Raw genomic sequence first — 13,805 nt, 5'->3', positions numbered from 1 at the left:
CCGACCCGGCGGGGCGCCCACGCGCCCCGCCGGGGACCGGCGCCCCGCGCGCCGTCGACCGCGTTCCACGGAACAAGCAGCAACGACGTTGCACCGATCCAAGGAGGAACAGTGACCCGCACCACGACCACCCGCCGCGCCCTCGCCGGCGCCGCCGCGTTCACGCTCGCCGCGACCGGCCTGCTCGCCGCAGGCCCCGCCACGGCGGCACCGAACGAGAACGCGGACGGCGCCTCGCAGTGCGCCGGCCGCAGCGTGCCCGCGAGCAAGATCTCGATCCAGCTCTTCAGCTACTTCGGCTGGCAGCGCCAGATCGGCACGGAGGCCGTCCTCGCCGAGCTCGCCGAGATCGGCTACCAGAACGTCGAGCCGTTCGGCGCGACGTACGAGGGCCGCACCGCGGAGGAGTTCGCGGGGCTGCTGAAGGAGTACGGCCTCAAGGCGCCGAGCTCGCACGGCAGCACCAACGAGGCGACGTTCGACGCCACGATCGACTACGCCAAGACCATCGGCCAGAAGTACATGGGCTCGGGGGGCTTCGCGTCGCCCGGCATCGGCAGCTACGAGAACGTGCTCGCGACGGCCGAGACCATGAACCGCCTCGGCGAGCAGTCGGTGAAGTCCGGTACGGGCAAGCTCTTCGGCCACAACCACCAGTCGGAGTTCACGACGCAGTACGTGGACCCCGAGACGGGTGAGCTCAAGAGCGCGTGGCAGATCCTCGTCGAGAACACCGACCCGCGCTGGGTGACGTTCCAGCTCGACGTCTTCTGGGCGGCCGACGCGGGCGTCGACGTGGTCGACCTGATCGAGCGCCACGGCGACCGCATCGAGCTGCTCCACATCAAGGACGGCGACCTCAACGGCGACGCACGGGGCATCCCCGGCGACGTGGGCGAGGGCGACATCGAGTGGGGCCCGATCCTCGAGGCGGCCCAGGGCAAGGTCAAGTACTACGTGGTCGAGCGCGACGGCGCGCCCGCGACGGCCGAGTTCGCGCGCGACAGCTTCGAGTTCCTCACCTGCTTCACGTACTGACCGGCGGTCGGGCCCTGCTGCGCGCCGACCACCGGCGCGCAGCAGGGTCCGGTGTGCCGACCCCACCCCCCGGCGACGACGCCGTCGCAGAGAGAAGGACGAGATGACCCCCAGGACCTCCACCCGCACCCTTGCGGGAGCAGCCGCCGCAGCGCTCGTCACGACGGGCCTGCTCGCCGCAGGACCCGCCGCGGCGGCTCCGCAGAGCGACCGCGCGAACGCCGCCGCCGACTGCGCCGGCCGCTCGGTCCCAGCCGGCAAGATCTCCATCCAGCTCTACAGCTACGCCGGATGGCAGCAGGAGATCGGCGTCGAGGGCGTGCTCGCCGAGCTCGCCGAGATCGGCTACCGGAACGTCGAGCCGTTCGGCGGCAGCTACGAGGGGCGCGCCGCCGAGGAGTTCCGCGCGCTGCTGAAGGAGTACGGCCTCAAGGCACCGTCGGCGCACGGGAGCACCGACGAGGCGACGTTCGACGAGACCGTCGAGTTCGCGAAGGCCATCGGGCAGCGGTACACGGGTTCCGGTGGCTGGGCGGGCCCGGGGGTGCCGTTCTTCGGCGGGACCGCGACCTGGGAGGGTGCGCTCGAGACCGCCGAGGCGATGAACCGCCTCGGGGAGCAGTCGGTCCTGGCCGGCACCGGCAAGCACTTCGGGCACAACCACTGGAACGAGTTCCTGCTCCAGGTCACCGATCCGGCGACGGGCGAGCAGATGAGCTGGTGGGAGGCGGTCGTCCGCAACACCGACCCCCGCTACGTCGCGTTCCAGCTCGACGTCTACTGGGCGACCGACGGCGGGGCGGACGTCGTCGGCCTGCTCGAGGAGTACGGCGACCGCATCGAGCTGCTGCACATCAAGGACGGCGACCTCAGCGGCCCGACGCCCGCGTTCGGCGGGCTGACCGACGTCGGCGAGGGTGACATCGACTGGGCGCCGATCCTCGAGGCGGCCCAGGGCAAGGTCAGGTACTACGTGATCGAGCGCGACGGGGCCCCCGCGGACGCCGAGTTCGCGCGCGACAGCTTCGAGTACCTCACCTGCACGACGTTCTGACCGGCGCGCGAGAGCCCGGCACCGCACGGTGCCGGGCTCTCGTGACGTCCGGGGAACGGCTGGGTCGGTCAGCCCGGTGCGGCGGACGACGGCGCCCCGACGGCGACGTCCGCGAGCGTGACGAGCAGGTCGCGCACCTCGGCCGCCTCCAGGCGACCGCGGCGGGCGCCCGGGTCGCTGCACAGCAGGACGGGTCCGTCGGCGGGGTCGTCAGGCAGGCGGCCGTGGCTGCCGCGGACGGGGGAGGGGTCCAGGGGGACGACGCGCATCGAGTACCGCAGGCCGAGCTTCCTGCGCACGAGTGCGGCCGCGGCGCGCGCCGTGACGAGCGGGTCGCCCGGGTCCATGAAGAGCTCGGCGGGGTCGTAGCCGGGCTTCTTGTGGATCTCGACCGTGCGGGCGAAGTCGGGGGCGTGGTCGTCGTCGAGCCAGTAGTAGTAGGTGAACCAGGCGTCGGGCTCGGCGACCACCACGAGCTCTCCCGCGCGCTCGTGGTGGAGCCCGTAGGTCGCCTGGCCGTCGCGGTCGAGGACCTCGGCCACGCCCGCGAGCCCGGTCAGCAGCGCCCGGACGGCGGGCACGTCGGCGGGGTCGCGCACGTAGACGTGGGCGACCTGGTGGTCGGCGACGGCGAAGGCGCGTGACGTCCAGGGGTCGAGGAGCTCGCCCGTGGCGTTGTGGTGCACGTGTAGCAGGCCGGCGCGCCGCAGCGCCCGGTTCACGTCGACGGGTCGGCTCACCGGGGTGATGCCGTACTCGCTGAGGGCGACGACGGTGGTGCCGGTGCGCTCGGCGTCGTCGAGCAGCGGGCCGAGCACGGCGTCGACCTCGCGTGCGGCGGCGACCGCCTCGGGGCCGTCGGGACCGAAGCGCTGGAGGTCGTAGTCGAGGTGCGGGACGTAGACGAGGGTCAGGTCGTGGTCGGGCACGACGCGTCGCGCGGCCTCGACGATCCACCGTGAGCTGTCGATGGACGTGCGCGGGCCCCAGTAGGAGAAGAGCGGGAACGGGCCGAGCTCGCGCACGAGCCGGTCGTGCAGGTCGGGCGGCCACGTCCAGCAGTCGGGGTCCTTGCGCCCGTCGGCGTGGTAGACCGGCCGGGGCGTCACGGTCGTGTCGACGCTCGCGCCCATGGCGTACCACCAGCACACGTTCGCGACGCGGTAGCCGGGCCGCTCGCGGCGGATCGTCTCCCAGACCTTCTCCCCGCCGACGAGGGCGTTGTGCTGGCGCCAGAGCAGGACCTCGCCGAGGTCGCGGAAGTACCAGCCGTTGCCGACGACGCCGTGTCCCGCGGGCGGCAGGCCCGTGAGGAACGTCGACTGGACCGAGCACGTCACGGCGGGCAGCACGGTGCCGAGCTCGGCGGACCAGCCGCGGTCGGCGACCGCGCGCAGGCGCGGCATGTGCTCCAGCAGGCGGGGCGTCAGCCCGACGACGTCGAGGACGACGATGCGGCTCATGCGTGCTCCAGGGTCGAGGGTGCGACGGCGAGGTCGGCGAGGCGGTCGCGGGTCCACGCGAGCTCTGCGGCCAGGCCCGCGACGAGCCCGTCGTCGTCGGCCGGGCGCAGGTGGTCGGGAAGGACCGACCAGGTGTACGTCTCGACCTCGAGGTGGTCGGTCAGGGCCGCCGGACTGCCGAGGACGGCGGCCAGGCCACGGAGGAGGGCGTCCCTGGTCGAGGTGAGCGGCGGCTCGGGCTCGTGGTGGACGGGCACGTGCACGTGCACGCGCCACGGGCCCACCGCGGGCAGGCCGTCGGCCCCGAGCGCGTCGGGCAGGTCGTCGCGGCGCACGACGGCGGCGTCGCGACGCCCGGCCCGCTCGCGGACCTGGTGCAGGAACCGGTCCTCGGCGAACGCCGAGAGCGCGGTGCGGGCGACGGTCGGGTCAGCGGCGTGGAGTGCGGCGGACACCTGGACCTTGACCACCGGGATCCCCGCGTCGCGGACCCGCTCGACCGCTGCGGCGGGGTCCTCGAACTCGGTCGCGACGTGGCACAGGTCGAGGCACACGCCCAGGTGCTCCGCGTCGAGGCCGCCCAGGCGCGCGACGGCGTCCGTGCTGGTCTCCAGCACGCACCCGGGCTCGGGCTCGAGGCCGACCCGCACCACCCGGCCCGTGCGGTCGGCCAGGGCGCGCAGCCCGTCCGTCAGGCGGTGGAGCGCGTCCTCCGCAGCGCGGTGCCGAGTGCGGTCCCACCCCGCGCGCCACCCGAGCGGGAGCGTGCTGATGCTGCCGCGGTCGGCGTCGTCGGGCAGCAGGCGGGTCAGGACCGCCGCGCAGTCGAGGGTGTACGCGAGGCGTTCGGGCGTGGACCAGTCGGGGCGGTAGACGGCGTGCTTGACGCGGGGCGCGTGGAACGCCGCGTACGGGAACGCGTTGAGCGTGACGACCTCGAGCCCGGCGGCGCGCAGCGCGGACCTCAGCCGGTCGGTGCCCGCGGGGTCGGCGGCGAGTGCGGCCGCGGCCCGCGCGGGCAGCCACAGCCCGAGGCCGAGCGTCGCCACGCCGAGGTGCTCGCGCACGCGCCTGCCGTACCGGTCGAGCTGCGCGAGCAGTCCGTCGACGTCCTCGGCGGGGTGCACGTTGGTCCCGTACGCGAGGTGGACGCGCGTGCCGTCCGGGTGGTGCAGGCGCACGTCAGGCGCCTGCGGTCGCGCGCTCGCCGCGCAGGACGGAGTTGCCCTCGTACGCGCCCGCGAACGAGCGGGCGACCGGGCGGGCGGTCCCGCCCGGCTCCGCGGCCGCCGCGACGTCGTCGGGGAGCATGAGCCGCCCGCTCTGGCCGTAGAAGGCGATCGGGTTGCGCCACAGGACCCGGTCGACGTCGTCGTCGGAGAAGCCCGCGGCGAGCATCGCCCGCCCCGTCCGCGCGGTCGTGAGCGGGTCAGACCGCCCCCAGTCCGCCGCCGAGTTCACGAGTACCCGGTCCAGGCCGCGCTCGGCGAGGAGCCGCACCATGCGGTGCTCGTCCATCTTGGTGTCGGGGTAGATCGAGAAGCCCGTCCAGCACCCCGAGTCGGCGACGAGGTCGACCGTCGTCTCGTTGAGGTGGTCCACCAGGACGCGCTCGACCGGGACGCCGACCTGCCGGACGAGGTCCAGCGTCACGCGCGTGCCCGCGGCCTTGTCGCGGTGCGGCGTGTGGACGAGGACAGGCAGGTCGTGCTCACCGGCGAGCTCGAGCTGGCGGACGAAGACGGACCGCTCGTCGTCGGTCATCGAGTCGAAGCCGGTCTCGCCGACGGCGACCACTCCGTCCTTGACGAGCCACCGCGGCAGCAGGTCCAGCACGCCCGTGCAGCGTGGGTCGTTCGCCTCCTTCGGGTTCAGCGCGATCGTCGCGTGGTGCGCGATCCCGTACTGCGCCGCCCGGAACCGCTCCCAGCCGAGCAGCCCGTCGAAGTAGTCGACGAACGACCCGACGTTCGTGCGCGGCTGGCCCAGCCAGAACGCGGGCTCCACGACGGCGCGGACGCCGGCGGCGTGCATCGCCTCGTAGTCGTCCGTTGTGCGGGACGTCATGTGGATGTGCGGGTCGAGGATGCGCACGGTGGTCTCCTGGGGCTGGTCCGCGGGCGGTGGGTGGGTGAGCGACGGTCGGGTCAGCCTTCGACGCCGTCCTGGATGTGGTCCGGGGTGACGAGACGGACGTCGTCGGGGACGGCACGGCCGGCGGCGGTCCGCTCGGCCGCGTACGCGCGCACCATGCGGACGAGCTCGGCGTCGGTGCGCTCCGTGAGCCCGGCGACGACGGCGAGCGGCACACCCGTGAACAGGCACTTGAGGACGCCGTGCCGCCAGGCCTCGTCCTCCAGGTGCGCTGCCGCGTACGGCCCCATGGCGGCCGCGACGAGGCGCACGTCGTTCGTGCGCAGGGCGTCGCGGACCAGCGGCAGCGCGAGGTCGCCGACGGCGAGGTGGGGCAGCGCGAGCAGGACAGCACGCCGCTCGTCCGCGTCGCCGTGCTCGTAGAGCTCGGCCACGGTGGCCGCGGCGACCGCGGCGTCGTCGTGCGGCAGCGCCCGCAGGACCTCGACGCGCGCGACGTCCTCGACGCGCTGGGCGCCGACCGCCGCGGAGCCGTCGGCGTCTGGCACCGGGCCGCGCCCGACGGTGCGCGCGACGGCGGGCAGGACGCGGTGGACGGACGACGGCTCGTGCTCGACCTGGGTGACGAGCACGTCGAGGCGTGCCAGCTGGTCCGGTGCCAGGAGGTCGCGCGCGGCGGTGAGGGAACGGGCGTCGGCGGGTGTCATGCGGGGACCTCCGGTCGGGTGCGGAGCATGCGGGTCTCGCAGAGGGCCGCACGCAGGGCGGCGTCCAGCGCGCGGAACGAGCGCCCGGCGACCGCGGCCGCGGCGTGCGAGTGGCGCGGGAGCTCGACCGAGAGGAGGCCCTGGTAGCCGACGTCGAGGAGCGCGGCGAGCAGCGGGGGAAGGTCGACCTCGCCCTCGCCGAGCTCGAGGTGCTCGTGCACGCCGCGGCGCATGTCGTCGACCTGGACGTGCACCACGTGCGCGCCGTGCCCGCGCACGACCTCGGGCGGTTCGGCGTCCTCGACGCACCGCAGGTGGCCGAGGTCGAGCGTCGCGGCGAGCGACGGCGGGTCGCCGAGCAGGCGCCGCAGCGTGACGACGTCGTCGGCGCGCTCGACGAGCATGCCGGGCTCGGGCTCGAACCCGAGCACCACCCCGGCTCGCTCGGCGTCGGGCAGCACCTGGGTGACGCCCTCCACGAGGCGCTCCCACCCGTCCTCGGGCGACGTGCCCGCGGGCAGCACACCCGACCACAGGTGCACGACCTCGGCGCCGAGGTCGCGCGCGACGGCGACCGCACGGCGCAGCAGGTCGACCCGACGCCCACGGCCCTCCGCCGAGACGAGCGTGGGCTCGTGCTTGCGCCGCGGGTCCAGCAGGTAGCGCGCACCCGTCTCGACGACGACGCGCATCCCGTGGCGGTCGAGCAGCCGGGCGACGTCGCGCGTGCGGGTCGCGAGGTCGTCGGCGAACGGGTCCAGGTGCTGGTGGTCCAGCGTCAGCGCGACGCCGCCGTAGCCGAGGTCCGCCAGCAGCGCGACCGCGTCGGCGAGGCGGTGGTCCGCCATGCCGTTGGTGCCGTAGGCGAGGGTGGGCCGCGCCGCGGGCGCGCGACCGGCGGACGGTCCGGGTGGCGGGACCGGTGGCCGTCCCGGGGGTGGTGGCGTCACGTGGGCGACACCACCCGTGACGCGGCCCGCAGGGCGGGTCCGACCGCGACCAGGCCCAGTGCCGTGCCGACCGCACCGGTCCCCGCGAGGAGCGACGCCTGGAGCGGGACGAGCCCGCGGACGCCGGCCCCGGTCGCGGCGCGCACGGTCGCACCGTCGGGGGTGCGCGCCGCGCGCAGCTGGGCACCCGCGACGGAGACGGCGTGGAGGCCGGCGAGGGCGACCGCGGCCACGACCGGCGTGCGCCGGACGGCTCCGCCGCGGCGGGTGCGCCGCACGAGCGGGAGCGCGCCTGCGGCGACGGAGGTCACCGCGGTGGCCGCCGCGACGACCGCGGGGACGACGGGTCGGGTCCCGTGCACCTCGCCGCGGCTGAGGGCCGTGACGCCGACGGTGTGCGCGGCCACGAGCGCGGCGGGCAGGGCCGCGTGCCGCGAGCCGCCCGCCCCGAGCAGCACGTCGAGGCCCCGGGCGGCGCCCATGACGGCCGGACCGACGCGCGTGGTACGGGCCGCGAGGTCGTAGGTCCACACGGTCGCGGCGAGCGCCGTCGCGACGGCGACGCTGCGGCGACCAGCGACGGCCGCGAGGCCGAGCCCGGCGGCGGTGAGCCCTGACGCCAGCGTGAACGCGGTCCGGGGAGCGACCCGCCCCGACGGGATGGGGCGCTCCGGACGCTCGACCGCGTCGAGGTCGCGGTCGGCCCAGTCGTTGAGGGCCATGCCGGCCCAGTACAGGCACACGGACGCGGCGGGCAGCGCGACATCGCCCGGACGGCTCGGGCCCGCGACGGACGCGGCGGCGGACCGCATGCCGACGAGCGCGTCGCCCGGCACGGTGAGCGCGGCGGGGAGCCGCACGAGCTCGGCGAGGTCGCGCGCCCTCGTCACGACGCGAGCTCCGCGCACCAGCGCACGAGGGCGGCCCACTGCGCGCCGAGCGCGTGCTCGTGGCCGCCCAGCGGCTCCTTGAAGAAGAAGCCGAGCTCGGAGACCGGGCCCGACCGACCCGCCTCGTGCGCACGGGCCATGAGCCGCGTCAGGTCGAGCACGAGGGGTGCCGCGAGGGCGGAGTCGCAGCCCTGCCACGTGAACTGCAGCGTCATGCGGGTCCCGAGGAAGCCCTCGAAGGTGATGTGGTCCCAGGCGGTCTTCCAGTCGCCCATGTCCTCCACGTAGTCGATCCGGACCGGGCCGGGGACGGGGTGCCCGAGGATGTGCTCGACGGCCATGGCCTTGGTGCCGGTCTTGCTCAGCGCGGTCACCGGGTCGGCGAGGGTGCGGCCGTCGCCGCCGCCGAGCAGGTTGAAGGCCGACCACGACCGGACCGCCAGGGCCCGCTGCGCGAACATCGGCGCGAGCGCCGTCTTGACGAGGGTCTCGCCGGTCTTGCCGTCGCGGCCGGCCCACGGCAGGTGCTGGACCTTGGCGAGCTCCTCGAGGGCCCCGAGGCACGCCCCGGTGCTCGGGGTGAACGCGACGTAGGGGCAGCCCGCCCGGAACGCCGCGTACGCGTAGAGGGAGCTCGGGGGCAGGGGCGACGCACCGCGCGCGAGCGCGGCCTCGAGTGCCGCGAGGTCCTGCACGTCGGGCGTCGGAGCGAACGGTGCCTCCGTGCTCGAGACGTCGACCACGACGACGCGGTCGAGGCCGTGCCGCTCGCGGAACGTCGTGAGGTCCTCGACGAGGCGGTCTGCGGCGCGACCCTGCGGCTCGCCCGCGGACCCGGCACCGGGTCGGACCCGCGCGTCGACGTCGGCGAGCGCGTCGGCCAGCCGCTCGACGAGCGCACCGGGGACGACCCCGGTCGACGCGAGGTCGCGTGCCCGCTGCACGAGCCGGACGTCCGAGACGTCGTGCCCCCCGATGACGAGCCGGTCGACGCCGACCAGCCCGGCACGGGCGACGTCGTCGAGCTCGCTCACGAGGCCGGTGCGCCCCGTGAGCCCCTCGGCGACGGCGAGCGCCCCGAGGGTCGCGGTCGTCGCGACGGACCCGCGTGCTCCGACCAGCCAGAGTCCGGTGCGCCCGGTGTCCTCCACCTCCCGGGACGAGGTGCGGTCCTGGGCCTCGTGACGGCCCGCTCGCGGTGTGTCCGGGCGCTGTCCGCGGGGGACGGGGGTGGGGCTGACCGGTGTGTCGTCGTCGACCATGCGTCGGGACAGTACCGGGCTTTTGCCGACAGTCAAGCAAATGTTGGATGGAGGATAGTTGCCTTCTGTTGGGCGCCCGCGATCTGTGCTTCACTCGTCGACGCGGGCCGACGGAGGCTCCGCAGGGGAGGTCACGGTGCGCTCAGCCACGCCGAGGTCGGCCACGACGCCGCCGCCTGCCGCTGTGCCAGCCGACGAGGCGCTCGACGAGCCACCCGACGAGCCGCCCGACGCGCCGCCGGACGAGGCCGACGGCCTGCGGTCGGTCACGTCGCACATCTCCGCGCTGATCGGCGCGTGCGCGCCGCTCGGGGCGGACGCGACCGCGTCACGACTCCTGTGGCGCGAGCTCGAGCGGACGGCCCTCGGCGGTCGCCACCTGCGGGCGCGGCTCGTCCTCGGCTCGCACGCGGCGTTCGGCGCGCCGCGTCCCGCGGCGGTCGTCGGGCTCGCCGCCGGGTTCGAGCTGCTCCACGCCGGGTTCCTCGTCCACGACGACCTGCTCGACGGCGACCGCGTGCGGCGGGGTAGGCCCAACCTCCTCGCGGAGGCCGAGCGGGACGCGCTGGCGCGGGGATGCCGGCCCGCGGCGGCGCGGCGGTGGGCGAGCGCGTCCGCCGTGCTCGCGGGCGACGTCGCGATCGCGCTCGCCCAGCGCGCGGTCTCGACCGTCGAGGCGCCGGCGGCGACGCGCGACGCGCTCGTCGGCCTGTTCACCGACGCGCTCGTCTCGACGGTCGTGGGGGAGGCCGGGGACGTGGCGCTCCAGCTCGGGACCTGCGACGCGGACGTCGAGACGGCGCTCGCGGTCGCCCGGGCCAAGACCGCGGCCTACACGGTCGGTGCCCCGCTCGCGGCGGGCGCGGTCCTCGCCGAGGCGCCGCGCGCGGCCGTCGGCGCGCTGTCGCGAGCCGGGGCGCTCCTCGGGGAGGCGTACCAGATGCTCGACGACCTCGACGGGGTGTTCGGCGACGAGCGGTCCACCGGCAAGAGCGTCGTCTCCGACCTGCGTGCGGGCAAGGTCACCGTCCTCGTCCTGCACGCGCGGAGCTCGGCACGCTGGCGTGCCGTCGAGGAGTGGTTCGGCCGCGACGACCTGGACCGCGACCAGGCGCGAGTCCTGCGACGCGAGCTGGCACGAACGGTCGCGCCCCGGCGCGTCGCCGAGCACGTGGACCGGCTCCTCGACGAGGCCGGCGCCGTCGCGCGGGACGAGCTGCCCGGCTCGGCCCGGGGCCTCGTCACCGCGGTCGTCGACGACCTGCGACGTCGGCTGGCGGGCGCGGCGAGAGCGGCGGAGTCGGCGGCGGGCTGACGCGGTCCGCGGCGGCTCGCGACGGCGTGACGCACCGCAGGCGGGCCGGACACCGGAGCGTGCGTCGGCCCGGGCCGCTCAGACCGCGGGGCGGCCGCCGCCCCTGCTCGGGCGCGTGTCGGCGTCGGCCGGTGCGTCGACCGGCTCGGGGGCGCCGAACCGGCGCGCAGAGGACCAGGCCGCGACGGCGACGCCAGCGAGGATGAGCACGTCACCCACGCTGAAGGTGTTGGCGAGCGGCAGGGGAGCGGGCCACGCGAACGCGTCGCCGAGCCACGGCAGCACGGGGTCCGCGACGACCGTCGAGTTGGCGAAGCTGCCGTCGTGCTCGAGGCCGGCGCGTGCGACCGCTTGCGGGTCAGCCGGCAGGACACCGCCGTTGACCGCGATCGTGAGGCCGTTCGTGAAGGCGCCGGCCCCGATGAGCAGCAGTCCCGGCAGGCGCCGGTTGACCCACACGAAGCCGAGGGCCACGACGTAGGTGCCGACGTGGAGCACGGGAGGCAGCGCGTCCGGCATGGGGACCTCGAGCACGACGAACTGGAGCGCGAGGGTCGCCCACACGAGCCACGCCATGCGCCAGCGGTGCAGGAGGAGGCCGGCGGGCCACCGCCCCGCCAGCAGCGGTGACAGCATCGCGAGGCCGCACGCGGCGAGGAGCAGCACGCGTCAGACCGTGGCCGGGCGCGGCGGGACCGGGACCGTCTGCTCGTCGAGGATCCGCACGACCTCGGCCGCGGGGACGGGGCGACCCAGGTGGTAGCCCTGTCCGACGTCGCAGCCGAGCGCGCGCAGCTCCGCCGCGGTGCTCTCCTCCTCGATCCCCTCGGCGACGACGCGCAGGCCGAGGTCGCGCGCGAGCGCCAGCGTCGAGCGCACGATCGCGTGGTCCTGGGCGTCCCGACCCATGTCGCTCACGAACGACCGGTCGATCTTGAGCTCGTCGATGTCGAGACGCTTGAGGTAGCCGAGCGAGGCGTGGCCCGTCCCGTAGTCGTCGACGGCGATACCGACACCGAAGAGCCGGAGGGCCCCGATGATCAGGTCGACGCGCGCCGGGTCGGAGAGGATGCCGGTCTCCGTGACCTCCAGCACGAGCGACGACGCCGGGACGCCGTGCCGGTCGAGGGACTCGGTGACCACACGCGGCAGCGAGAGCTCGGACAGGTGCCGTGCGGAGAGGTTGACCGACATCCGGATGTCGTGGCCGCTCCGCCGCCAACCGGCGAGGGTCGCGAGGGCCGTGTCGAGGACGTACTCGGTGAGCTCGCCGATGAGCCCCGAGTTCTCGGCGAGGGGGATGAAGCTGTCGGGCGGCACCATGCCCCGCTCGGGGTGGCGCCAGCGGATCAGGGCCTCGACGGCGACGACGCGACGCGTGACGAGGTCGACCTGCGGCTGGTACTCGACGGCGAGCTGACCGGCGTCGATCGCGGCGCGGAGGTCGGTGAGCAGCCTCAGTCGCTCGACGGTGTTGACGGCGTAGCGGGCGCTGTAGGTGCAGGTCCGGTCACGGTCGAGCTTCGCGTGGTAGAGCGCGATGTCGGCGTTCTTCATCAGCGTGCCGGCGTCGTCGCCGTGGTGCGGGGCGATCGCGAGGCCCGCGCTGGCGCGCACGAGGATCTCGACCTCGCTGACCGTCATGGGCGCGCTCAGGGCCCCGAGGATCGCCGCGGCGACCTCCTGGGTCCGCGACTCGTCGCCCTCGACGACGACGGCGAACTCGTCGCCGCCGAGGCGGTAGGCGACGCACTCGTCGTCGAGCGCCGTCGTGATGCGGTCGGCGACCTGCCGGAGGAGCTGGTCGCCGACCAGGTGCCCGAGGGAGTCGTTGACGTGCTTGAAGTGGTCGAGGTCGATGAGCACCAGACCCGGACCCGGGCCCTCGGTGCGGCGGGCACCCACGCACGCGCGGTCGAGGTCCTTGTGCAGGCGGTCGCGGCTGCGCAGACCGGTGAGCGCGTCGTGCGACGCGAGGTGCGCCTGCCGGATCGCGGCCGCGGTCGTCAGGTAGGCGGCGATGACGGGCGTCGTCAGCAGTGCGAGCACCCCGACGCCGTCGAGGGCGACGTGCGCCGCGATCGCGCCGACCGAGAGGAGCACGGCGTTGGTCGCGAGGAGGAAGTGCGCGTCGTCCCGGAGGACCACGAGCAGCCGCTGCCCCACGGCGAGCGCGACGACGCCCGCGACGAGCAGTCGGTTGACGGCCACCATCGAGACACCCGCGAGCAGCAGGGGGCCCAGGTCCGACGTCGTGACCTCGGCCGGCCCGGCGAAGAAGGCGGTGCCCGTGAGGGCGCAGTAGACGGAGCGCCCGACGAGGAGGCTCAGCGCGTACTGACCGGTGTTGAACGCCGACTTGCGCCAGTCGCGGCGGTTGACGACGTCGTCCACCACGCTTGCGACGGCCTGGACGGCGACGGCGACGCCGACACCGCCGAGGGCGAGCAGCGCGAGGATGAAGGGCGCCGAGGTCGAGATGGTCTCGGCCGGGTCGTCACCGCGGGGGACCGGGAGGGGGCGGACCTCGCCGATGACCGCGGCGAGGCTCAGGAAGACGTAGGGGCCGATCGCGGAGACGGTGAACGTCGACCATGGCGTGCCGACCAGGGCGATGGTGAGTCCTGTGAAGCCGAGTGCAGCGACGAGCGCGACGTACGGGTACAGCAAGGACGGCGGAGCCGAGGTGACCTCGGCCCCGCCGTCCTCAGTTCGTGCTGTCAGAGCCACTTGTACCCGGCGCCGACCAGCGCGGCGACGGCGGCGAGCGTGCCGGCGCTGGCGCTGATGCGGACGATCGTCGCGGTACGGGCGTTGCGCCACTTGTCCATGGTCGTTCCCCTCTCGGTCACGGCGACACGGCCGAGGCGGCCGTCCCCTGCCACGTCGCTGTCGGGGGCTCCGTGGTGTCGCTCTTGTTGATTGATCGACCGGCGGGGGCCGGTCTTGAGCCCTTGTCTTCGTCGTCACGTGACCGCTCACAGAGAACCTGCAGGTGAACCGGAGAACGATCTTGCGAATCGGGCCTGGGC

Annotated in this window: 13 protein-coding genes; 3 read left to right on the top strand and 10 right to left on the bottom strand. The window is 74.9% G+C overall.

What is annotated here, in order from left to right; translation table 11 throughout:
- The first annotated feature begins 111 nt into the window (after positions 1-111).
- On the top strand, positions 112-1,038 hold the full coding sequence (locus IEV86_RS14300) for a sugar phosphate isomerase/epimerase family protein (RefSeq protein ID WP_043607054.1): 927 nt from the start codon (positions 112-114) through the stop codon (positions 1,036-1,038).
- A 103-nt stretch (positions 1,039-1,141) separates the two neighbouring features.
- The gene (locus IEV86_RS14295) at positions 1,142-2,092 is read left to right on the top strand and encodes a sugar phosphate isomerase/epimerase family protein (RefSeq protein ID WP_043607056.1); all 951 of its coding nucleotides are present in this window, start codon (positions 1,142-1,144) and stop codon (positions 2,090-2,092) included.
- Positions 2,093-2,160: 68 nt separating this feature from the next.
- On the opposite strand, the gene IEV86_RS14290 is transcribed toward IEV86_RS14295, so the two are convergent.
- Genes IEV86_RS14290 through IEV86_RS14260 form a run of 7 tightly spaced genes read right to left on the bottom strand, consistent with a single transcriptional unit; the run spans position 2,161 to position 9,458 of the window.
- Positions 2,161-3,555, bottom strand: a complete 1,395-nt coding sequence (locus IEV86_RS14290) for an alkaline phosphatase family protein (protein WP_043607059.1) — start codon at positions 3,553-3,555, stop codon at positions 2,161-2,163.
- Positions 3,552-4,736 (bottom strand): metabolite traffic protein EboE, encoded by a 1,185-nt coding sequence (eboE, locus tag IEV86_RS14285; RefSeq protein ID WP_043607061.1) that lies wholly within the window; start codon positions 4,734-4,736, stop codon positions 3,552-3,554. The genes IEV86_RS14290 and eboE overlap by 4 nt, the downstream gene beginning before the upstream one ends.
- Position 4,737: 1 nt before the next feature.
- Positions 4,738-5,649 carry a TatD family hydrolase gene (locus IEV86_RS14280; RefSeq protein WP_043607064.1) on the bottom strand — a complete coding sequence of 304 codons (912 nt, stop codon included), beginning with the start codon at positions 5,647-5,649 and terminating at the stop codon, positions 4,738-4,740.
- A 53-nt stretch (positions 5,650-5,702) separates the two neighbouring features.
- On the bottom strand, positions 5,703-6,356 hold the full coding sequence (locus IEV86_RS14275) for an EboA domain-containing protein (protein WP_052426247.1): 654 nt from the start codon (positions 6,354-6,356) through the stop codon (positions 5,703-5,705).
- Positions 6,353-7,306 carry a sugar phosphate isomerase/epimerase family protein gene (locus tag IEV86_RS14270; RefSeq protein WP_229734659.1) on the bottom strand — a complete coding sequence of 318 codons (954 nt, stop codon included), beginning with the start codon at positions 7,304-7,306 and terminating at the stop codon, positions 6,353-6,355. The genes IEV86_RS14275 and IEV86_RS14270 overlap by 4 nt, the downstream gene beginning before the upstream one ends.
- Positions 7,303-8,196, bottom strand: a complete 894-nt coding sequence (locus tag IEV86_RS14265; RefSeq protein WP_229734658.1) for an SCO3242 family prenyltransferase — start codon at positions 8,194-8,196, stop codon at positions 7,303-7,305. Before IEV86_RS14265 ends, IEV86_RS14270 begins: the two co-directional genes overlap by 4 nt.
- On the bottom strand, positions 8,193-9,458 hold the full coding sequence (locus tag IEV86_RS14260; protein ID WP_081978831.1) for an inositol-3-phosphate synthase: 1,266 nt from the start codon (positions 9,456-9,458) through the stop codon (positions 8,193-8,195). The genes IEV86_RS14265 and IEV86_RS14260 overlap by 4 nt, the downstream gene beginning before the upstream one ends.
- 184 nt (positions 9,459-9,642) lie before the next feature.
- Here IEV86_RS14260 and IEV86_RS14255 point away from each other — a divergent pair, with 184 nt between their 5' ends.
- Positions 9,643-10,773 (top strand): polyprenyl synthetase family protein, encoded by a 1,131-nt coding sequence (locus tag IEV86_RS14255; RefSeq protein WP_052426360.1) that lies wholly within the window; start codon positions 9,643-9,645, stop codon positions 10,771-10,773.
- 78 nt (positions 10,774-10,851) lie between these two features.
- Here IEV86_RS14255 and IEV86_RS14250 read toward each other — a convergent pair whose 3' ends face one another.
- From IEV86_RS14250 to IEV86_RS18140, 3 genes are read right to left on the bottom strand one after another with little or no spacing between them, the layout of a single operon-like run.
- Positions 10,852-11,439, bottom strand: coding sequence for a DUF5317 domain-containing protein (locus IEV86_RS14250; protein WP_043607964.1), 588 nt, complete (start codon positions 11,437-11,439; stop codon positions 10,852-10,854).
- Between the two features lie 3 nt (positions 11,440-11,442).
- Complete coding sequence (locus tag IEV86_RS14245; RefSeq protein WP_152605694.1) at positions 11,443-13,503, bottom strand: putative bifunctional diguanylate cyclase/phosphodiesterase; 2,061 nt, start codon at positions 13,501-13,503, stop codon at positions 11,443-11,445.
- A complete protein-coding gene (locus IEV86_RS18140; RefSeq protein WP_268235238.1) occupies positions 13,494-13,625 on the bottom strand; it encodes a hypothetical protein in 132 nt (43 codons plus the stop codon). The genes IEV86_RS14245 and IEV86_RS18140 overlap by 10 nt, the downstream gene beginning before the upstream one ends.
- Between the last annotated feature and the right edge of the window lie 180 nt (positions 13,626-13,805).

This window comes from Cellulomonas carbonis, from assembly GCF_014636275.1.
GTDB lineage: Bacteria > Actinomycetota > Actinomycetes > Actinomycetales > Cellulomonadaceae > Actinotalea > Actinotalea carbonis.
The sequence above is the reverse complement of the archived record's forward strand: the minus strand, read 5'-3'. Positions and strand labels throughout refer to the sequence as shown.